The sequence below is a fragment of the Streptomyces sp. NPDC058239 genome, assembly GCF_042882185.1.
Taxonomy (GTDB): Bacteria; Actinomycetota; Actinomycetes; order Streptomycetales; family Streptomycetaceae; genus Streptomyces.
On the sequence record NZ_JBHVWS010000046.1, the window covers coordinates 1 to 19,869 of the forward strand.

Annotated in this window: 21 protein-coding genes; 9 read left to right on the plus strand and 12 right to left on the minus strand. The window is 69.9% G+C overall.

Annotated elements, in window-relative coordinates; translation table 11 throughout:
• Window positions 1-42: 42 nt before the first annotated feature.
• Complete coding sequence (gene nagB / locus ACFVYE_RS34950) at window positions 43-828, minus strand: glucosamine-6-phosphate deaminase (RefSeq protein WP_383979298.1); 786 nt, start codon at window positions 826-828, stop codon at window positions 43-45.
• 195 nt (window positions 829-1,023) lie between these two features.
• On the opposite strand from nagB, the gene ACFVYE_RS34955 reads away from it, so the two are divergent.
• Entirely contained in the window at window positions 1,024-2,094 is a 1,071-nt protein-coding gene (locus tag ACFVYE_RS34955) for an SIS domain-containing protein (protein ID WP_383979301.1), read from the plus strand.
• 354 nt (window positions 2,095-2,448) lie between these two features.
• Window positions 2,449-3,915: a sensor histidine kinase gene (locus ACFVYE_RS34960; RefSeq protein WP_383979305.1), complete on the plus strand. Its 1,467-nt coding sequence runs from the start codon at window positions 2,449-2,451 to the stop codon at window positions 3,913-3,915.
• Window positions 3,916-4,089: 174 nt separating this feature from the next.
• On the opposite strand, the gene ACFVYE_RS34965 is transcribed toward ACFVYE_RS34960, so the two are convergent.
• Together ACFVYE_RS34965 and ACFVYE_RS34970 are read right to left on the minus strand one after the other, a co-directional pair.
• Window positions 4,090-4,347, minus strand: a complete 258-nt coding sequence (locus tag ACFVYE_RS34965; protein ID WP_003953983.1) for a WhiB family transcriptional regulator — start codon at window positions 4,345-4,347, stop codon at window positions 4,090-4,092.
• A gap of 320 nt (window positions 4,348-4,667) precedes the next feature.
• Entirely contained in the window at window positions 4,668-5,636 is a 969-nt protein-coding gene (locus ACFVYE_RS34970) for a diacylglycerol/lipid kinase family protein (protein ID WP_383972427.1), read from the minus strand.
• Window positions 5,637-5,878: 242 nt separating this feature from the next.
• Here ACFVYE_RS34970 and ACFVYE_RS34975 point away from each other — a divergent pair, with 242 nt between their 5' ends.
• Window positions 5,879-6,256, plus strand: coding sequence for a hypothetical protein (locus ACFVYE_RS34975; RefSeq protein ID WP_383972464.1), 378 nt, complete (start codon window positions 5,879-5,881; stop codon window positions 6,254-6,256).
• 154 nt (window positions 6,257-6,410) lie between these two features.
• Here ACFVYE_RS34975 and ACFVYE_RS34980 read toward each other — a convergent pair whose 3' ends face one another.
• The 3 genes from ACFVYE_RS34980 to ACFVYE_RS34990 form a co-directional block, all read right to left on the minus strand.
• Window positions 6,411-7,364, minus strand: coding sequence for an RNA polymerase sigma factor SigF (locus ACFVYE_RS34980; RefSeq protein WP_383972429.1), 954 nt, complete (start codon window positions 7,362-7,364; stop codon window positions 6,411-6,413).
• Window positions 7,361-7,774, minus strand: a complete 414-nt coding sequence (locus tag ACFVYE_RS34985; protein ID WP_073781878.1) for an anti-sigma regulatory factor — start codon at window positions 7,772-7,774, stop codon at window positions 7,361-7,363. The genes ACFVYE_RS34980 and ACFVYE_RS34985 overlap by 4 nt, the downstream gene beginning before the upstream one ends.
• Before the next feature lie 231 nt (window positions 7,775-8,005).
• Window positions 8,006-8,266, minus strand: coding sequence for a UBP-type zinc finger domain-containing protein (locus ACFVYE_RS34990; protein WP_327273003.1), 261 nt, complete (start codon window positions 8,264-8,266; stop codon window positions 8,006-8,008).
• 35 nt (window positions 8,267-8,301) lie between these two features.
• On the opposite strand from ACFVYE_RS34990, the gene ACFVYE_RS34995 reads away from it, so the two are divergent.
• Entirely contained in the window at window positions 8,302-9,906 is a 1,605-nt protein-coding gene (locus ACFVYE_RS34995) for a Na+/H+ antiporter (protein WP_389608136.1), read from the plus strand.
• Here ACFVYE_RS34995 and ACFVYE_RS35000 read toward each other — a convergent pair.
• The 4 genes from ACFVYE_RS35000 to ACFVYE_RS35015 form a co-directional block, all read right to left on the minus strand.
• Window positions 9,903-10,823, minus strand: a complete 921-nt coding sequence (locus tag ACFVYE_RS35000; RefSeq protein ID WP_383972433.1) for a 1-aminocyclopropane-1-carboxylate deaminase/D-cysteine desulfhydrase — start codon at window positions 10,821-10,823, stop codon at window positions 9,903-9,905. The genes ACFVYE_RS34995 and ACFVYE_RS35000 overlap by 4 nt on opposite strands.
• A gap of 43 nt (window positions 10,824-10,866) precedes the next feature.
• Complete coding sequence (locus ACFVYE_RS35005; protein WP_383972434.1) at window positions 10,867-11,457, minus strand: N-acetylmuramoyl-L-alanine amidase; 591 nt, start codon at window positions 11,455-11,457, stop codon at window positions 10,867-10,869.
• Between the two features lie 137 nt (window positions 11,458-11,594).
• Window positions 11,595-12,791 (minus strand): globin domain-containing protein, encoded by a 1,197-nt coding sequence (locus ACFVYE_RS35010; RefSeq protein ID WP_383972436.1) that lies wholly within the window; start codon window positions 12,789-12,791, stop codon window positions 11,595-11,597.
• 95 nt (window positions 12,792-12,886) lie between these two features.
• Window positions 12,887-13,336 (minus strand): RrF2 family transcriptional regulator, encoded by a 450-nt coding sequence (locus tag ACFVYE_RS35015; protein ID WP_383972438.1) that lies wholly within the window; start codon window positions 13,334-13,336, stop codon window positions 12,887-12,889.
• A 178-nt stretch (window positions 13,337-13,514) separates the two neighbouring features.
• Here ACFVYE_RS35015 and ACFVYE_RS35020 point away from each other — a divergent pair, with 178 nt between their 5' ends.
• The 5 genes from ACFVYE_RS35020 to ACFVYE_RS35040 all read left to right on the plus strand — a co-directional run bounded on the left by ACFVYE_RS35020 (window position 13,515) and on the right by ACFVYE_RS35040 (window position 18,488).
• Window positions 13,515-14,921 (plus strand): family 2B encapsulin nanocompartment shell protein, encoded by a 1,407-nt coding sequence (locus tag ACFVYE_RS35020; RefSeq protein WP_389608137.1) that lies wholly within the window; start codon window positions 13,515-13,517, stop codon window positions 14,919-14,921.
• Between the two features lie 22 nt (window positions 14,922-14,943).
• Window positions 14,944-16,107 (plus strand): family 2 encapsulin nanocompartment cargo protein polyprenyl transferase, encoded by a 1,164-nt coding sequence (locus tag ACFVYE_RS35025; protein ID WP_389608138.1) that lies wholly within the window; start codon window positions 14,944-14,946, stop codon window positions 16,105-16,107.
• Between the two features lie 187 nt (window positions 16,108-16,294).
• A complete protein-coding gene (locus tag ACFVYE_RS35030; RefSeq protein ID WP_389608139.1) occupies window positions 16,295-16,963 on the plus strand; it encodes a DUF6304 family protein in 669 nt (222 codons plus the stop codon).
• A gap of 179 nt (window positions 16,964-17,142) precedes the next feature.
• A complete protein-coding gene (locus tag ACFVYE_RS35035; RefSeq protein ID WP_389608140.1) occupies window positions 17,143-18,126 on the plus strand; it encodes a DUF1648 domain-containing protein in 984 nt (327 codons plus the stop codon).
• Between the two features lie 2 nt (window positions 18,127-18,128).
• Window positions 18,129-18,488 (plus strand): GntR family transcriptional regulator, encoded by a 360-nt coding sequence (locus ACFVYE_RS35040; RefSeq protein WP_351256520.1) that lies wholly within the window; start codon window positions 18,129-18,131, stop codon window positions 18,486-18,488.
• 1 nt (window position 18,489) lies between these two features.
• Here ACFVYE_RS35040 and ACFVYE_RS35045 read toward each other — a convergent pair whose 3' ends face one another.
• Window positions 18,490-18,945, minus strand: coding sequence for a group II truncated hemoglobin (locus ACFVYE_RS35045; RefSeq protein WP_383972447.1), 456 nt, complete (start codon window positions 18,943-18,945; stop codon window positions 18,490-18,492).
• Window positions 18,946-19,136: 191 nt separating this feature from the next.
• Window positions 19,137-19,793, minus strand: a complete 657-nt coding sequence (gene snpA / locus ACFVYE_RS35050; RefSeq protein ID WP_383972465.1) for a snapalysin — start codon at window positions 19,791-19,793, stop codon at window positions 19,137-19,139.
• Window positions 19,794-19,869 lie beyond the last annotated feature (76 nt).

Consider the following 19,869-nt stretch of genomic DNA (forward strand, 5'->3'; position numbering starts at 1 on the left):
CCCACCACGGGTGCCCCGGCCCACTCCTCACGTCCGGTACGACTAAAGCCCCTGCCACAGTGGCTTCGCCGCATACGTGGCGCGGAAGTAGTCCGCCAGCTTCAGCTTCGACGCGGCAGCCTCGTCCACCACCACCGTCGCATGCGGATGCAACTGCAGCGCCGACGCGGGCACGATCGAGGCCACCGGCCCCTCCACCGTCTGCGCCACGGCGTCCGCCTTGCCCTCCCCGGTGGCGAGCAGGATCGGGTGGCGGGACTCCAGGATGGTGCCGATGCCCTGGGTGATCACGTGGTGCGGCACCTGCGTGATGTCGTTGTCGAAGAAGCGCGCGTTGTCGACCCGGGTCTGCTCGGTGAGCGTCTTGATCCGCGTACGGGAGGCGAGCGAGGAGCACGGTTCGTTGAAGCCGATGTGCCCGTCGGTGCCGATGCCGAGGAGCTGCAGGTCCACCCCGCCGGCCTCGGTGAGCGCCTGGTCGTATGCCTGGCAGGCGGCCAGGACGTCCTCGGCGGAGCCGTCGGGGCCCATGAAGGACGCCTCGGACAGGCCGAGCGGTTCGACGACCTCGCGCAGCACCACGGAGCGGTAGGACTCGGGGTGGCCCGCCGGCAGCCCGACGTATTCGTCGAGCTGGCAGATGCGGGCGCGCGAGGCGTCGACGGCGCCGGAGCGGACCTTGGCCGCCAGCGCCTGGTAGATGGGCAGCGGGGTAGAGCCGGTGGCAACGCCGAGAAGGGCGTCGGGCTTGCGGCTCAGCAGGGCGCCGATGGCTTCCGCGATGAGTTCGCCGCCTGCCTTGGCGTCCGGGACGATGACAACTTCCACGCGGGGCCTGCCGATCTGAGAGTTGAATCATGTGGTATAGACCAATCGGGGTCCAATCTAGCAGAATCCGGTAACGCGGACACGACGGCCGTACCCGCCCCGGCCGCGGCCCGCTGGCGAGTGTCCGGTTCGCCGTGGTCGACTTGGTCGAACGGCGTTCCTGACGCACCGGGACACCCCTGGGAGGCACTCGACATGTCCGCCACGACTTCGGCAGGGGAGAGTGAGCGGCCGGGCCGGATCATGTCCGGCGAGATGGCCGAACAGCCCGGAGTGCTGAGGCGCATCCTCGACCGGGGCGCCCCCAGGATCCGCGAGGTGGCCGCCGGGATCGCGGCGAAGAAGCCGCGCTTCGTCCTCCTCACCGCCCGCGGTACGTCGGACAACGCCGCGCTCTACGCCAAGTACCTGCTGGAGATCCGGCTCGGCCTGCCCTGCGGTCTCGCCTCGATGTCCACCACCACCGCGTACGGCGCCAAGCCGGACCTCAAGGATGTCCTGGTCGTCACCGTCAGCCAGTCCGGCGGCTCGCCCGATCTGGTGGCCTCCACCGGAGCGGCCCGCGAGGCCGGCGCGATCACCCTGGCCGTCACCAACAACCCGGACTCGCCGCTCGCCGCCGTGTCCGAGCACCACATCGACATCCTGGCGGGCCCGGAGAAGGCCCTCCCGGCCACCAAGACGTACACCGCGTCGCTGCTGTCCCTCTACCTCTTCGTGGAGGGGCTGAGAGGCGGCGACGGGGCGGCCGCCGCGATCCTGCCGGAGCTGGCCGAGGCGATCCTGGCCCGCAGGGACGAGGTCAAGACCCTGGCCTCGCGCTACCGCTTCGCCGAGCGCATGGTCATCACCTCACGCGGCTACGGCTACCCCACGGCCAAGGAAGCCGCTCTGAAGCTGATGGAGACCAGCTACATCCCGGCTCTCTCCTACTCCGGCGCCGATCTGCTGCACGGCCCGCTCGCCATGGTCGACAACATCTCCCCGGTGATCGCCGTCGTCACGGACGGCCGGGGCGGCGAGGCCCTCCAGCCGGTCCTGGACCGGCTGCGCGGCCGTGGCGCGGACCTGTTCGTGGTCGGCCCGAAGGCCCAGGTGGAGGCGGCGTCCGCGGGCTTCGTGCTGCCGACGGCTGGGGTCGCCGAAGAGGTCCAGCCGATCCTGGAGATCCTGCCGCTGCAGATGCTGGCATACGAGGTGACGATCGCCCGCGGTCAGGACCCGGACGCGCCGCGTGCGCTGGCCAAGGTCACCGAGACCCGCTGATCACGGGGCCGGGCACGGGCGACGCCCGTAGAACACCCGCGGGCCGCGGCGCCGGGACGGGACCCTCAGCCCGTCCGGCACCGCAGCCCGGAGTTGCTCGGCCGGCGGTGTGCGGTGCCCCCGGCCGGGGAGAGGTGCCTGCGCAGTCAGGGCAGAGAGCGCGGGTACCTCGATCCACTCTCCTGTGCGGGGAGAGCGGAAGCTCTGTCTTGAGCATTGTGGACTAGACCATTCACCCGTGTCCATCCATCGGACCGCCGCAATTTTCCGGGTCCTCTACCTTTACACGCGCGGCCGGGTCGTTCGGTTCGGAACCATTGCCCATCCGCGGGTACGCTCGCACACGTGCCCTCCATGAACGACCTGGTCCGCCAGCACACAGCCCTCAGTGACACCGACCTGGAGTGGCTGCATCTGCTGGTCTCGGAGTGGCAACTGCTCTCCGATCTGTCCTTCGCCGACCTCGTGCTGTGGGTGCCCACCCTCGACGGCACCCGCTATGTGTCCGTGGCCCAGATGCGGCCCAACACCGGTCCCACCTCCTACCAGGACGACATGGTCGGCCACCTGGTGCCGCGCGGCCGCCGCCCGCTGCTCGACGCGGCGCTGGACGAGGGCCGGATCGTGCGCGAGGGCGACCCGGAGTGGCGCGAGGAGGTGCCGGTACGGGTCGAGTCGATCCCCGTACGCCGTGAGGGCCGGGTCCTCGGTGTCATCGCCCGCAACACCAACCTCCTGACCGTCCGTACACCGTCCAGGCTGGAGCTCACCTACCTCCAGTCGGCCTCCGACCTGGCCCAGATGATCGCCGCCGGGTCCTTCCCGTTCCCCGGCCAGCAGGTCGACATGGACGCATCGCCGCGCGTCGGCGACGGGCTGATCAGGCTCGACGCCGACGGAGTCGTCCAGTACGCCAGCCCCAACGGTCTCTCCGCGTACCACCGCCTCGGCCTCGCCTCCGACCTGGTCGGCCAGCACCTGGGCGGGATCACCGCCGAACTCGCCCCCTCCCGCGGCCCGGTTGACGAGGCCCTGGTCAAACTCGCCAGCGGCTACGCGCCCCGTGAGTTCGAGGTCGAGTGCGCGGGCGGGGTGATCCAGCTCCGGGCGATCCCGCTCAAGCCCAAGGGGGTCAGGATCGGCTCCCTGGTCCTCCTCCGGGACGTCACCGAACTGCGCCGCCGCGAGCGGGAGTTGATCACCAAGGACGCCACCATCCGGGAGATCCACCACCGGGTGAAGAACAACCTGCAGACCGTCGCTGCCCTGTTGCGGCTCCAGGCCCGCCGGATGGACTCGGCCCAGGGTCGCGAGGCGCTCAACGAGGCGGTACGGCGCGTCGGTTCGATCGCCATCGTCCATGAGACGCTGTCCCAGAATCTGGACGAGCGGGTGGAGTTCGACGAGATCGCCGACCGGGTCATCGCGATGGTCGCCGAGATCTCCCCGGGCAAGGTCACCTGCCGCCGTACGGGACGCTTCGGCATTCTCGACGCCGAAGTGGCCACACCGCTGGCGATGGTGCTCACCGAGGTCCTGCAGAACGCCCTGGAGCACGCCTTCACCCTTGCCGAGTCCGGCACGGTGGAGGTGTCGGCGGTACGCGGCGGTTCCTCTGCCGGGACGCGGCTGCTGATCACGGTCCAGGACGACGGCTGCGGGCTGCCCGAGGGTTTCGACCCGCAGCGCGCCGGCAACCTGGGGCTGCAGATCGTGAGGACGCTGGTGGAGGGCGAGTTGAGCGGCACCTTCGGCATGGTCCCCGCCCCGGACCGCGGCACCCAGGTCGTCCTCGACATCCCGGTCAGCGCCGAGAAGTAGCCCCGGCGGTCGGCAAGGCACGAACACAGCAGTGAGCCCGGACCGTTGATCACGGTCCGGGCTCACTGTTCATGCATGCGCTTCGGGGGTACTGCGCGCTGCGACTCGGGGGGCGGGGTTGTGCGTACGCTCTGTACGCGCCGCCCGGCTGAGGCTCGTAGCGGTGGCGTCGGATCAGGCGCTGGCGTTACGCGCCCGGTTGCGAGCGGCACGGCGCTTCATCGCGCGGCGCTCGTCCTCGCTGAGGCCACCCCAGACGCCGGAGTCCTGGCCGGACTCGAGCGCCCACTGCAGGCACTGCTCCATGACGGGGCAGCGACGGCAGACGGCCTTGGCTTCCTCGATCTGCAGCAGCGCAGGACCGGTGTTGCCGATGGGGAAGAACAGCTCGGGGTCTTCCTCACGACAAACGGCGTTGTGACGCCAGTCCATGGCTGCTACCTCTCCTTGGTAATTACATACTGTTGCTTGTGAATGTGAACGCTTTCACGAATCCCCCCGCAGCTGATGGGCCGACGCCCAGATGAACTGGTTGTGGTCCTGTGAAGTGAGGAGGGGTTCTGGCTCTCAGTGGAGGCCGTTGTTGCGGGCCGTCCCGATCGCCATGTAGAGATTCGCAAACCTCAGCTGCGGATACAACCCCTTCTGGAAACTTTTTTTTGATTCCTCGGTGTCGACTAGGTCACAGCCGTACTTCTATGGGGTGGAGCCCAGCCCAAACGTTCGAGTTAAAGGACTTTGGTCCCTTCCACTCACACAATCACACGCAGTGCACGGCGTACGCCTGTGAACGTCACACTGGTACGCACTCCCAGGTGGTCGCCGTCCATCTGGAAGGGCAGTGGCACCTTTGAATGCAAGGTGAAGTCCGTGAGGTCATGGAGTGAAACGGCGTGCTTGCCGGACGGGCCCTTCTCCGGGCTCGAAGTGAGCAGCTGGGTGCCGTAGCGGGTGACCGCCGGGGTGGAGAGCCGCTTCAGTCCGAGCACGTCCAGGCCGGTGTCGAAGGTGGCCTTCGGGGACGCGTACAACGGGCGATTCCCCAGGTAGGACCAGGGTGCGGTGTTGGAGATTATGGACAGCGCGAGGTCGGTGACCGGTTCCTGTCCGGGCGTCTCCAGTGTCATCACCCCGCGCCGCCGGTGCGGCTCCTCCAGGAACTGCCGGACCACCTGGCGTACATACAGCGCATGCGTCGAGCGCTTGCCGCGTTCGCGTTGCTGTTCGACCCGGCCGACCACGCCCGCGTCGAATCCGAGACCGGCGCAGAAAGTGAACCAGCGCTCCGGGACCGACTCGTCCTCGGTGCCCGGGGTGCCGGCTGCCAGCCCGAGACCGACCGTGCGTTCGGTGTGGTTGGCGAGCGCGTCCAGGATCGCGCCGGTCGCCTCCACCGCATCATTGGGCAGGCCCAGGGCGCGCGCGAAAACATTGGTGGAGCCACCGGGAACCACCGCGAGACTCGGCAGGTTGTCCAGGTCGGGGCCGTTGTGGAGCAGTCCGTTGACGACCTCGTTGACCGTGCCGTCGCCGCCCAGGGCTACCACCAGGTCGATCTCCGAGGAGTCCGCGGCCCGCCGCCCCAGGTCCCGGGCGTGGCCCCGGTACTCCGTGGTCACGGCCTCCAGCTTCATCTCGCTGGCCAGCGCGTGGATGAGCACATCACGCGTCCGCGCACTGGTGGTGGTAGCTGCTGGATTGACCACAAGGAGTGCGCGCATGACGGCCAGACTACCTACCGCGTGGTATCGCTCTGAAGTCCTGCCCCATGACCTTCACGCTCGGTGACGACCGGGCGCGGTCGGACGGGGGGTGGCCGTCCGTTTTCCTTACCCTTCCCGACCCCGGCTTCGCTTTCGCAGGGCCGGGATGTCAACCTGCAAGGGTGAGTACTCAGCAGAACACGCCCTCCTCGTCGCCTTCGCCGTCGGTCGGACAGGCGAAGCCGAGCAGGATCACTCTCGTGGCCGGACTCACCGCTCTGGAAGGGGCGGCGCTCGTCGGCGGCGGGATCTACATGCTGGTGATGGGGCTGCTCGGGCGCCCCGAGAGCCCGCAGCAGGCGGAGATGGGCGGCCTCACGCTGATCGCGCTCGGCCTGATCCCGCTGTTCGCCGCGCGTGGTCTGCTGCGGCGGCGCAGCTGGAGCCGCGGCCCCGCGCTCATCACGCAGATCATCGCGCTTCCGGTGGCCTGGACGCTGCTGAGGTCCCACGGCGTACTGATCCCGGCCGGGATCGTCCTCGCCGCGGTGGTCCTGACGGCGCTCTACCAGCTGGTCAGGCCGACGACGGTCGAGGCACTCGGTATCCGCCGACCGGGCACCACGCCGGACGCCTGAGCCGGATGCCCGGTGTCCGGGTGAGGCGGCCTTCGGGTGCCGACGACTCCCCGGGCGCAGGGGCTGCACGCACGAGCTGACCTCCGGGCGCCGCTGCCGCGCGTGGGCGCGGCCGTTTCCGCCGGCCCACCCGCGCCCGGATCGGCCCTTTGCGCTACTCCTCGATGAGCAGCCGCTCGCGCAGCTGCGCCAGCGTGCGGGCCAGCAGCCGCGAGACGTGCATCTGCGAGATGCCGACCTCCTGCGCGATCTGCGACTGGGTCATGTTGCCGAAGAAGCGCAGCAGCAGAATCCGCTTCTCGCGCGGCGGCAGGTCCTCCAGCAGCGGCTTGAGCGACTCCCGGTACTCGACGCCCTCCAGTGCCTCGTCCTCGGAGCCCAGCGTGTCCGCGACCGCCGGGGACTCGTCGTCCGTGTCCGGCACGTCCAGCGAGAGCGTGCTGTACGCATTGGCCGATTCCAGGCCCTCCAGGACCTCTTCCTCGGAGATGCCCAGCCGCTCCGCCAGCTCGTGCACCGTCGGCGAGCGGCCGTGCTGCTGGGAGAGTTCGGCGGTGGCCGTGGTGAGCGAGAGCCGCAGCTCCTGGAGCCGGCGCGGCACCCGGACCGCCCAGCCCTTGTCACGGAAGTGGCGCTTGATCTCGCCGACGACCGTGGGGGTCGCGTACGTTGAGAATTCGACGCCGCGGTCCGGGTCGAACCGGTCCACCGACTTGATCAGGCCGATCGTGGCGACCTGGGTCAGATCGTCCAACGGCTCGCCGCGATTGCGGAACCGGCGGGCCAGATGCTCCACGAGCGGCAGATGCATCCGCACCAGCTGATTGCGCAGCTCCGCCTTCTCGGCCGACCCGTCGGGAAGCTTGCGCAGTTCGATGAACAGCGCCCGCGCCCCGCTGCGGTCGTGTGGATCGTGGTGCCCGTGCTCGCTCATCTGGCCTGCCCGCTCCGCCTGCGACTGCTCCACCGCGACCGTACGGCCCGCAGGCCCGTCCGCCCCGTCCTCCGGATGGGGCAGGGCCTGCTGTTCCGGGATGCCTGCTGGTCGCACCACCCCTGGTCGGATCGTCTCGTCCCGCACAGGACCGTCCCCGTTCCCGTTGCTCACGCCGGCCCGGGTCCCGCGCCGCGCTGTTTGTAGAGGCTGATGCTGACAGTACGGTCGTCGGCAACCGAGGAGTCGACCTTTCCTGCCAGTGCGGAGAGCACCGTCCAGGCGAAGGTGTCTCGCTCGGGCGCCCGGCCGTCCGTCGTGGGGGCCGACACCGTCACCTCGAGAGAATCCTCGATGAGTCGGAAGACGCAGCTGAGGACGGAGCCCGGCACGGCCTGCTGAAGCAGGATCGCGCAGGCCTCGTCGACCGCGATGCGAAGATCCTCGATCTCGTCGAGAGTGAAGTCCAAGCGCGCTGCGAGACCGGCCGTTGCCGTACGCAGCACCGACAGGTAGGCACCCGCAGCGGGCAGCCGGACCTCTACGAAGTCCTGATTCCCGGGCTCGCCTGCGATCTGGGACACCCTCACCTCCAAGGTGGCACAAACTCTTTCGAGGATCCGGGAAGGGTGCCCCGGAGCCATGCGGTACGTCTTCGGTTCTGGTCCGGCGACGCTATCGCGATCCATGATGCCGTGTCGCCGGACCCCCAGCCCATGGCTGTCACTCATGGTAAGCCCATGAGTACACACAGTGGGTAGAGGTCTGCGGCGGTCAATTACGAACAACCGGCGCCGGTTTGACGTACCCAGGCGTCAGACGATCGAACCGTCCTCGAAGCACCAGCGCCAGCTTTCGCCCGCCTCGAAGCTCCGCATCACCGGATGACCGGTCTCCTTGAAGTGCGCGGTGGCGTGCTGCAGCGGTGACGAATCGCAGCAGCCGACATGACCGCAGAGCAGACAGAGTCGCAGCTGCACCGGGTGGGTGCCCGCCTCGAGACACCCGAGGCAGGTCTCGCTGAGCGGGGCCGGCTCGGGGCGCGGCAGTTCGGACACATGCGCGCAATCACTCATGATTGTCAGGTTACGACGGATGCGAGGACCGTGAAATGGACGCATTGCCGCTGGTGGCATTGGTCGCGGCCAGTGCGGCCGTGGCAGGGGCCGCCCGCCGTACCCCGGTGCCGGCCCCCCTGCTGCTGGTCGCGGTGGGGCTGATCGCCTCGTATCTGCCCGGGGTGCCGACGTACACCCTGAACGCGCACATCGTGCTGCCGCTGCTGCTGCCGCCGTTGCTCTACACGGCGGCCGTCGACAGCTCGTACCTCGACCTGCGGGCCAATCTCCGGCCGGTCGCGCTGCTCTCCGTCGGTTACGTCCTGTTCGCGACCGTCGCGGTCGGCTGGCTGGCCTACCGCCTCGTACCGGACCTGCCACTCACCGCCGCGCTGGTGCTCGGCGCGGTCGTCGCCCCGCCGGACGCCGTCACGGCCGCCGCGATCGCCCGCCGGGTCGGGCTGCCCGGCCGGGTCACGACGATCCTGCAGGGCGAGTCCCTGGTGAACGACGCCACCGCGATCACTGCCTACAAGGTGGCCCTCGCCGCCGCCGTCGGCGAGGGCATGAGCTGGGGTGCCGGGATCGGTGAATTCCTCCTCGCCGCGGTCGGCGGCGTCGTGGTCGGCCTGGCGCTGATGGTGCCGCTGCACTGGCTCCGCACGCACCTCAGGGAAGCCCTGCTGCAGAACACGCTGTCGCTGCTGATCCCCTTCGTGGCGTACGCGGCGGCCGAACGCGTGCACGCCTCCGGAGTGCTCGCCGTGGTCGTCGTCGCGCTCTATCTGGGCCACCGCTCCTGGCAGGTCGACTTCGCGACCCGGCTCCAGGAGGCAGCCGTCTGGAAGATGGTCGCGTTCATCCTGGAGTCCGCGGTCTTCGCGCTGATCGGGCTCCAGCTGCCCTTCGTGCTGACGGGGCTCGGCACGTACGCAGTGGCAGACGTCCTCTGGCACGCGGTGGCCGTGTTCCTCGCCGTCGTCGTGGTCCGCTTCGTCTGGGTCTACCCGGCGACGTATCTGCCCAGGTGGCTGTCGAAACGGATCAGGGAGCGCGAGCCCGAGACCAACTGGACGGCGCCGCTGATCGTGGGCTGGGCCGGGATGCGCGGGGTCGTCTCGCTCGCCATCGCCTTCTCCATCCCCGTGCTCGCGACCGACGGGCAGGCCTTCCCGGCCCGCAATCTGGTGCTGTTCCTGACCTTCACCACCGTCATCGGCACTCTCGTCGTCCAAGGGCTCAGCCTGCCATTGCTGGTGCGCGTCCTGAAGCTTCCGGGGCGCGATGTCACGGCGGATACCCTGGCCGAGGCGCAGGCGCAGAGCGAGGCGTCCACGGCCGCCGAGGCGCGCCTGGAGGAACTGCTCACCGACCGGCGCAACTCGCTGCCGGGACCGCTCGCCGACCGGCTGCGCACCGTCCTGGAGCGCCGCCGCAACGCGGTGTGGGAGCGGCTGGGTGCGGCCAATCCGGTGACCGGGGAGTCGGCGGACGACACGTACCGGCGCCTGGCCAGGGAAATGATCGAAGCCGAGCGCGAGGTCTTCGTACGGCTGCGGGACGAGCGGCAGATCGACGACGAGATGCTCCGCACGCTGCTCAGACGGCTCGACCTGGAGGAGGCTGCTGCCTACCGGGAGGAGTCGCAAGCGCCTTAGGTGTTCCGTCCGGTGGGATGCGCCTGCGGCCGGCCCGTGACGACGGCCGCGACCGTGGTTCCCGCGGGGAACGCGCCCTCCTCGGCCAGCGCAGTGAGTGCGTACAGCAGCTTGGCGACATAGAGGCGCTCGACGGGCAGCCCGTGCCGCTGCTCGAAGTCGTCCGCGAAGGCGTGCAGCTGCGGGGTCGTACGGGCGTAGCCGCCGAAGTGGAAGCGCTCGTCCAGGGACCACGACCCGGCGGGCCCGCCGAACGCCTCCTGCTGCAGTTCCCGTACCGCGTCACCGAGGAAGCCGCCGCGCAGCACCGGGATACCGAGGGCGCGCTGCCCCGGTGCGAGGCCGGCAGCCAGTCCGGCGAGGGTGCCCCCGGTGCCGCAGGCAACCGCGACCACATCGGCCCGGCCGCGCAGCTCGCGGCCCAGCTCCGTACAGCCCTGTGCGGCCAGGGCGTTGCTGCCGCCCTCCGGGATGACGCAGCAGTCCCCGAAGGCGCTCAGCAGCCCCGCCAGGACCTCTGGATCGGCCTTCGCGCGGTACGTCGTACGGTCCACGAAGTGCAGGGTCATCCCGTCGGCGGCGCAGCGGGCGAGCGAGGGGTTGAGGGGGCGGTCGGCCAGTTCGTCACCGCGTACGACCCCGATGGTGGGAAAGCCGAGCAGCCGTCCGGCGGCGGCGGTGGCCCGCAGATGGTTGGAGTACGCGCCGCCGAAGGTCAGCACGGTGCGCCCGGCGGCGGCCCGCAGGTTGGGGGAGAGTTTGCGCCATTTGTTGCCCGGGAGATCGGGGTGGATCAGATCGTCGCGTTTGAGCAGCAGCCGTACGCCGTGGCGCGCGAAGCGTCCGTCCTCGGCCGGTTGCAGGGGCGAGGGGAGTACCGGCCGCAGGCGGGAGAGGTCGAGTGCTTCGGAGCGCATGCCGCAATTGTCGCCGTGCCATGCCGCGCCGGGTGGGTGCGGGTCATTTCAGGCGGTCGTGGATCCGGTCCCGCATGGAGTCCATCGAGAAGCCGCGGGGATCGACTTTGCCGGGCTGCCACTCCTTGTGGCCGATCACCGAGCGGGACGTCCAGCCGTGGTGACGGCAGACCGCGGCGGCGGCTTTCTCGATCGCTTCGAGCTGTTCGTCGGGCCAGGGGTCCTCGCCGTCGCCGAGGTTCTCGCACTCGAAGCCGTAGAAGTGCCTGTTCCCGTCGGTGTCGGCCTCGTTGTCGGACGGGAGGCGCTTCTCGGCGACGACGGCGCGCAGCACGTCGTCGTCGCCGAGTCCGGCGTGGTTGGCGCGGCCGTAGCCGACCAGGTGGACCCGGCCGTCCTTGGCGATCACGCCGTGGCACAGCGGGCCGGGCAGCTCCGGATGGCCGTCGCGGCAGATGCGGACGGTGGAGGCGGTGCCCTCGGTGACCGTGTGGTGGATCATCACGCCGTTGACCGGGCCCCAGGGGCCCTTGTGGTTGCGGTTGTGGGTGCGCCAGTCGCCGATCTGGACGATGGTGAGCCCCTCGTTCATCAGGGCTTCCAGAAAGGTGCTCGCGGACATGGGTGAGGACATGGCCGACTCCTTTTGCGCGTGGGGGACCGGGCTTTAATGCGCTTGTATCGGAATGTCGGTCTCCGGGCCATCCCCGGACCGGTTGTTCGGTCCGTGTGCGAACCGATGCGGTCAATTCCGCGAGCGGTGGGCCGGGTTCAGCCCTGGGCGAGCCACAGGTCGGGGCCGAACACCTCGTAATGGATGTCCGCCGCCGGGACGCCCTTGGCCAGCAACTGGGTGCGTACGGCGCGCATGAAGGGCAGTGGTCCGCAGAGGTAGGCGTGGGTGCCGGGGGCGACCGCGAGGCCGCTCAGGTCGACCCGGCCGGTGCGGTCGGCGGGGTGGCCGGGCTCCGGGGTCTCGTACCAGAAGTGGGCGATGGCGTCGGGGAGTTTGCCGGTGAGCAGGGCGTGGTCGTGGCGCATCGGGTGGTCGGCGGGGGAGCGGTCGCCGTGCACGACGGTGACCGGGGCGCGGTGTCCGGTCGCCGCGAGGTGTTCCAGCATCGACAGCATCGGGGTACAGCCGATGCCCGCGGAGGCGAGCAGGAGCGGGGCGTCGGCGGAGTCGAGAACGAGATCGCCGTACGGGACGGAGACGCGCAGCCGGTCGCCCGCCCCGACCTCGGCGTGCAGATGACGGGAGACCTCGCCATCGGGTGAGCCGCCGCCGTGCACCCGCTTGACGGTGATCGAACGGAGCGGGGAGCCGGGGGCGCTGGAGAGGCTGTACTGGCGTATCTGGCGGGCCCCGTCGGGGAGTTCCACCTGTACGGAGACGTACTGGCCGGGGCGGAAGGCGGGGGCGGGTGCGCCGTCTGCCGGGCGGAGCTGGAAAGTGGCGACATCCGCCGTCTCCTCGATCCGGGCGGCCACCTCCCACTCGCGCCACACGTCACCGGCGACGACGCCCTGCTGTGCGTACAGCCGCTCCTCGATCGAGATCAGGGCGCCCGCCATCAGCCAGTAGACCTCGTCCCAGGCGGCGGCGACGTCCGGGGTCACCGCGTCGCCGAGCACCTCGGCGATGGCGGCGAACAGATGGGTGTGCACGATGTCGTACTGGGCGGCGGTGATGCCGAGCGAGGCGTGCTTGTGCGCGATCCGGCTGAGCATCACATCGGGGCGGGTGTCCGGGTGCTCGACCAGCTGGGTCGCGAAGGCGGCGATGGAGCCCGCGAGAGCCTGGCGCTGGGCGCCGGATGCCTGGTTGCCGCGGTTGAAGAGGTCACGCAGCAGCTCGGGGTGGGCGTCGAAGAGCTTGCGGTAGAAGAGATCGGCGATGTCTCCGATGGCCGCTCCCACGGCGGGGAGAGTGGCACGGACGGTGGCGGTCGACGTCTCGGAGAGCATCGGTGACTCCTGGGTCATTGAATTGGTATTTGAGATTCGCATTTTTGAGCAGTGTGAAACCGGGCGATGGCGCCCGTGGTGCGGTGTGCGGTGGCTCAGTCGGTGGCCGGGCGGCCGCTGCTGATGCCGATGAGCAGCGGTCCGGTGGGGGAGGTGACGAGTTCGGCGACGGTGATGGGATCGAGCGAGGCGTAGAAGGCCTCCTCCGCCCGGCGCAGGGCGCCGCGCAGCCGGCAGGCCGAGCGCAGGGGGCAGGGGGTGGCGCCCTCGCACTCGACGACGTCGCCTGGTCCCTCCAGCTCCCGGACGAGTCCGCCGATCGAGGCGGCCCGGCCCGCTCCGGTGAGGCTGAGCCCGCCGCCGCGGCCCCGGCGCGCCTCGATGAGGCCGAGGTGCTGGAGCCTGGCGACGACCTTCGCGGTGTGGGTGTACGGCACCTGCATGGTCGCCGCCACCTCCCGGGTGGTCGGCGGGTCCTCGTTCTCCACGACGGCGAGGCGCATCAGTACGCGCAGCGCCACGTCGGTGAATCTCGTCAGCCGCATGACGGACACGATAGATATGTTGCATCAGGGATGCAAATTAATGGGATCCGTGGACATCGCTGAGCGTCGTGCCCAGCCCAAAGCCCGAATAGTCACACTCTTTTGTGTAATGGCGTGCCGACTCTCCGTGCTGAAAGGCTTCTTCACGCAGGTCAGCCGATGATCGAGAGGACGTCAGATGTCCGTTGGTGAAGAGGTTCAGAACGCGCCGGTGCCGCCACAGCAGAGTCTGGGCACGGCAGCGGCGCGGAACCTCGCGACGACCACCAAGTCCGCTCCGCAGATGCAGGAGATCACCTCACGGTGGCTGCTGAAGATGCTGCCATGGGTGCAGGTGCAGGGTGGCACCTACCGGGTGAACCGCAGGCTGAGCTACTCGGTCGGGGACGGCCGGGTGACTTTCGTGCAGACCGGTGACCGGGTCGCGGTCATCCCCGCCGAACTCGGAGAGCTCCCCGCCCTGCGGGAGTTCGGCGACGAGGAGGTGCTCGGCGAGCTGGCCCGGCGGTGCGAGCAGCGTGAAATCGCCGCAGGCCAGGTGCTGGCCGGTGCGGGGGACACGGCGGACCGTGTCTTCCTGCTGGCGCACGGCAAGGTCGAGAAGGTCGGCACCGGCCCGTACGGGGACGAGGCGGTGCTCGGGGTCCACGCCGACGGGGCCTACTTCGGCGACCATGCCCTGATCGACGGCGACGCCGTCTGGGAGTACACGGCCCGTGCCGTCACCGCCTGCACGGTGCTGACACTGAGGCGGGCCGATGTGCTGAATCTTGCCGAGCGCGCGGATTCGCTCCGCACCCATCTCGCCGCACTGCTCAGCATTCCGCAGCAGCGCACCAACAAGTACGGCGAGGCGGAGATCGATCTCTCCGCCGGCCATGTCGGCGAAGCCGTCGTCCCGCACACGTACGTGGACTATGAATCGGCACCGCGCGAGTACGAACTGAGCGTCGCCCAGACCGTGCTGAAGGTCCACAGCCGGGTCGCCGACCTCTACAACCAGCCGATGAACCAGACCGAGCAGCAGTTGCGGCTCACGGTCGAGGCGCTGCGCGAGCGCCAGGAGCACGAGCTGATCAACAACCGGGAGTTCGGTCTGCTCAACAACTGCGACTACGAGCAGCGCCTCCAGCCGCACGACGGGGCGCCCGGCCCGGACGACATGGACGAACTGCTCTCGCGCCGCCGCGGCTCGAAGCTCTTCCTCGCGCATCCGCGGGCCATCGCCGCGTTCGGCCGTGAATGCAACAAGCGCGGTCTGGTGCCGGAGAGCGTGGAGGTCGGCGGACACCATGTGCCGGCCTGGCGGGGCGTACCGATCTTCCCGTCCAACAAGATCCCGGTCACCGACGCCCGGACCACGTCGATCATCTGCATGAGGACGGGTGAGGCCGAGCAGGGCGTCATCGGACTGCAGCAGACCGGTATCCCCGACGAGATCGAGCCCAGCCTGTCGGTCCGGTTCATGGGCATCGACGAGCAGGCGATCATCTCCTACCTGGTGACGGCCTACTACTCCGCAGCCGTCCTCGTACCGGACGCCCTCGGCGTACTGGAAAACGTAGAGGTCAGTCGCTGGCGGTAGCCCATCGGGGGCCCGGACGGCGATGTCCGGGCCCCTGTCAACCTCCGCCACCGGGCAGCCGTGCCCGGGGCGGCCTCGGGAGGACGCCCCAGTGAAGACCCACCATGCACCCCAACCACCCACACCCCGGGCCCCGGGCGACAACGACCCGGCCGCCCTCGCAACGCAGGGCCATGAGGCCACAGCCCTCCTGGAACAGACGCGCACCCTCGTCGATCCCCAACTGCACGCCGCCGTCGACTCCTTGCCCGGATCGATCCGGCGCGTGGCCATGTACCACTTCGGCTGGCAGCAGGCCGACGGCACCCCGTCATCGGGGCGGGCGGGCAAGGCCATCAGGCCCGCGCTCGTCCTCGCCGCCGCACGGGCGCTGGGCGGTGACCCGCAACGGGCGGTACGGGCAGCCGTCGCCGTGGAGCTGGCCCACAACTTCACCCTGCTGCACGACGACGTCATCGACGAGGACCGGACCCGTCGGCACCGGCCCACGGCCTGGGCGGTCTTCGGCATTCCGGACGCGGTCATCGCCGGCGACGCCATGCTCGCCCTCGCCCAGCGGCTGATCGCCGAGGACACCGGCCCGGCCTCGGCCCGCGCCTCGGCGAGGCTCTCGACCTGTGTCATCGAGCTGTGCGCGGGCCAGCAGGCCGACTGCGCCTTCGAGGAACGCGGTCCGGACGAAGTCTCGCTGGACGAGTGCCTGACCATGGCCACCGCCAAGACGGGCGCCCTGCTCGGCTGCGCCTGCGCACTGGGTGCGCTGTACGCCGGCGCGGGGGAGCGGGCGGTCGGCGCGATGGACGGATTCGGCCGGGAGGCGGGCCTCGCCTTCCAGCTCATCGACGATCTGATCGGCATCTGGGGGGATCCGGCACAGACCGGAAAGCCGGTCGGGGCGGATCTCGCCGCCCACAAGAAGTCCCTGCCCGTGGTCGCCGCACTGACCTCCGGCACGCCCGCAGCGGCCGAACTGGCCGCGCTCTACCGGGGATCGATGAACACGCCCGGTGAGGTGAGCCGTGCCGCCGATGCCGTCGACCGGGCCGGCGGCCGGGACTGGGCTCAGATCTGCGCGGCCGACCGGATGGCACGCGCGGTCCACCACCTGTCCCGGGCGGTCCCCGACCTGGCCCCGGCGGGCGATCTCCTGACCCTGGCGGAGTTCGTCACCCGCCGGACGCACTGAGCGCAGAAAGGAGGGAGCGGGACACGGAGCGGGATCGGAGGGGGCACGGAGAAAGGAGCGGTGAGCCGAGAACAGCGAAGGGGGCGGAGGAAGGAGGACGGAGCAAGGTGCCGAGGTCACAAGGCCCGTGAGAAGAAAAGGAGGGCGACCGGGCGACTGTCATGGGCACGGGCTACAGTCCGTGCCCATGACAGATGAGTCATGGGCAGGGTGGTACCGGGACCGACAGGGTTCCGACGCCGTCATCCTCACCACCGACGGACAGCAACTCCGCCTCCGGATCAGGGGCATCGACTTCGAGGGCGAAAGCTTCGACGGCCTCACCCCGGCGGCCGGCACACCACCGGCCGACGAGCAGTTCGCCCTGGTGGACGGTGCGTTGGGCGACTGTGTCCTGGAGTGGGACCTGCCGCTCCCGGTCCTCTGGGACGAAGCGGTCCATCAGGCCACGCTCAGCTGCCTGTTGTCGCTGCGCCGCCCCGATCCGTATCTCTACCTGGAGCTGCAGTTCGGCGGCGCGGCCTACCGGTCCCATCGCGCGGAGAGCGACTTCGCCTCCGCCCTAGCCACGATCCAGCGCGCCCTGCCGCCCGGCGTGCGCCTGCAGACCTGCATCGCCTGCGCCTTCTCGGACTACTTCCCGGCCCCCGGCCGCGGCCTCTCCGGCGGCCTCGCATGCTTCCGGGGCGCCAAGGACGCCTATCGCGGGGCGGCCGGTGAGGGCGATGTCCTGGATCTGTGGGACCGGCGGACCGGATTCGTCCAGGAGATCTGGAGCTGCCGCGAGTACGAGCCCCGCCCGGACCGGGGCGCCGGAACCGGGCACCGGGGTGCGTTCCCGCTGGAGCTGGCTTGATCTTTACTGCCTGACCGGTTGTTGTCGCCCTCCAGTTGCTCGGCGGACCGTTCCTGACCACGACGAGGGCGGTCCGTACCTGATCCCGCCATCCCGACGGCATGCCATCCCGACGGCATGCCGTCAAAGCTTTGCCATGCCTCCATTGTTCTACTAGCATGCAAACAATGGAGGTTTTCATGAAGCGTAAGAATCTGGGCAGCGCGACTCTCGTCGCCCTGCCGTTCCTGCTCGCGCTCGTCGCCGATCTGGTGCTGCTCGCCGTCTTCCGCGACCGGCTCCCCGGACAACTGGCCAGTCACTTCCAGGCCGATGGCCGGGCGGACGGCTATACGGGGCAGGTGTGGCACGCCGTGGCCAACGTGCTGCTGTTCGCCGTGACCGGTGTTCTGTGGGCCCTCACGGTGGTACGGGGGAAGTTCTACGGGTGGGCCTACCGCTGGCTGGTCGCCGGTGGATATGCCTTCGCCGGATTCCTCGGCTGGGTGATGGCGGCCGTGCTGCTCGCCAACGTGGATGCCAGTGAGAATGCGCAGGGGGAGGCGCAAGGTGCGTCGTTCCCGATGTGGCAGCTCGCCGTCGCCCTGGGGGTCGCCGCGCTCGCCGGAGGGCTGGGGATGGTGCTGGCCGCGCTCGGTCCCGTACCGAAGCAGCCGGCCGCGACCGGGCAGGCCGGGGACGGTGCGCGGATCGCGCTCGCCGACGGGGAGGTCGCCGGATGGGCGCGCAGCACCGGGAGTTGGTGGCTGCCGCTGATCGCGCTCGCGCTCGTGGCCGGCGGGGTGGTGCTGCTGTTCGTCTCGGGCTGGGCGGCCGCGATTCCGCTGCTGCTCCTCGGTGTGCTGCTGGCCGCCTTCGCCCGGCCGTGCGTGGTGGTGGACCGGCGCGGCATCACCATCTCGGGAATGCTGCCCTGGCCGCGCCTCAGAGTGCCGCTCGACCGGATCGAGGCCGCGACCAGCAGGGACATCAACCCACTCGCCGAGTACGGGGGTTGGGGCTATCGCATCCGTCCGGGACGGAGCGGTGTCATGATCCGCTCCGGTGAGGGAATCGTGGCGACACTGGCCGGCGGCCGGGACTTCGCGGTGACCGTCGACGATTCGGCGACCGGCGCTGCGCTCCTCAACACTCTCATCGACCAGCGCCGAGCGGAGCACTGACCATGCTCTTCCGGGTCGATCCCACCTCCACCGTGCCGCTCGGTGATCAGATCGCGGCGTCCGTGCGCCGCGCCGTTGCCGAGGGGGCGGTGGTGCCGGGCGAGCGTCTGCCCGCCGCCCGGGTGCTCGCCGATTCCCTGGGGGTCAATGTCCATACGGTGCTGCGGGGTTATCAGCAGCTCCGCGAGGAGGGGCTGATCGAACTGCGCCGGGGGCGCGGTGCGGTCGTCACCGGCGGCGCGTCCCCGCACCGGGCCCGGCTGCTGGAGCGCGTACGCGAAGTGGTCGCGGATGCGCGCGAGCTGGGGATGACCGAGGACGAGCTGCTGACCCTGGTCCGCACCGCACTCAACAACCCGTAGGTCAGCGCAGGCCGTCCCAGCCCCAGCGCGGCGTCGGGCCGGGATCGCCGAGGTCCTCGCCGACCGGGGACGCCGACACATCGCGGGCGATGCCCGTGCCCCAGTCGAAGTACTCCAGGATCCGGCGGCGCAGCAGCGCGTCGTCCGGGAGTTCCTTCTCGACGGCGTTTGTCATCAGCTCCATCCAGCGCAGCCGCTGCGGCTCGGTGATGGACAGCCCGAGGTGGGCGCGCAGCAGGGCCTGGTGGCCACCGTGTTGCGCGGTGAAGTCGGCGGGACCGTCGAAGATCTCGGCCAGCCAGACGGCGACATGCTCGATATGGGTCGGGGTGAAATCCGCGAAGACGGGTGCGAGCAGCGGATCCGCCAGCACGTTGTCGTAGAAGGTGTTGCTCAGCCGGCGCAGTGCGTCCATGCCGCCGACGGCTTCGTGCAGGGATTCGGGACGCTCGCTCACGCTCATACCTCCATGGGGGGCGGCCCGCTTGTGGTGGCCGTTTCCAGCATCCCCCGGAACGAGTGGCGCGCGCGGCCCGTTCGCTGCGGGCGGATCAAGTGGGGGTGAGCGTTCATCCGTCCGTCAGGGGCTCAAGGGGCCACCCCGTCCTACGAGGTGGCCCCCGGTGCCGCTGAGCAGCCGGACAGTGGTCAGGAGCCGCTGCGGGCGAGTGTGGCAGCGAAGCCGTTCTGCCACAGGTAGTTCACCTGGCTGCGCTCGTTCGCATTGGGATACGGGTTGGTGCAGGACGTGCCGGGGCCGCCGCCCGACATCAGCTCGCTGCACGGACCGGAGTAGTGGTCCGGAAGGCCGAGCACATGACCGGTCTCGTGCGCGGTGACGCGGGTCGAGTCGTACTGCTGGTTCTGTGCGTAGTCGAGGAAGATGTACCCGTTGCCGTGCCCGTCGGTGCTGGCGTACGAGCCGCTCGGGTCGTTGCCCTCGTAGTAGGCGAAGTCGGCGTTCGAGCCCTCCTGGAGCCGGACGTTGGAGACCGAGCTGTTCCAGATCTGCGCACTGCTGGATATCTCGGAGCGGAAGCTCGGCGCGTTGGCGGTGCTGTAGACGATGGTGACCGCCTGGGTGCCGGGGTTCGCCGCCCGCTTCTTGGCGACGGACTTGGCGACCGCCTCGAAGAACGCCTTGTTCGCGGCGGCGCTCTCGTGCGACCCGGAGTCGGAGGTGTAGCCCGCGTGGGCCTGGGAGGCGGCGGCGGGGGGTGCGGCGGGTGCGGGAGAGGAGGCGATGGCGGGTGCGGTGCCCAGCGCGGCCGCGAGTCCGAAGCCGAGGCCGACCACGGCCGACATGACGGTCCTGGGGTGTCTCATGGGGGGTCTCCTACCGATTGCCTGTCCGATGAACCCGTCCGGTCATCGGACTCGG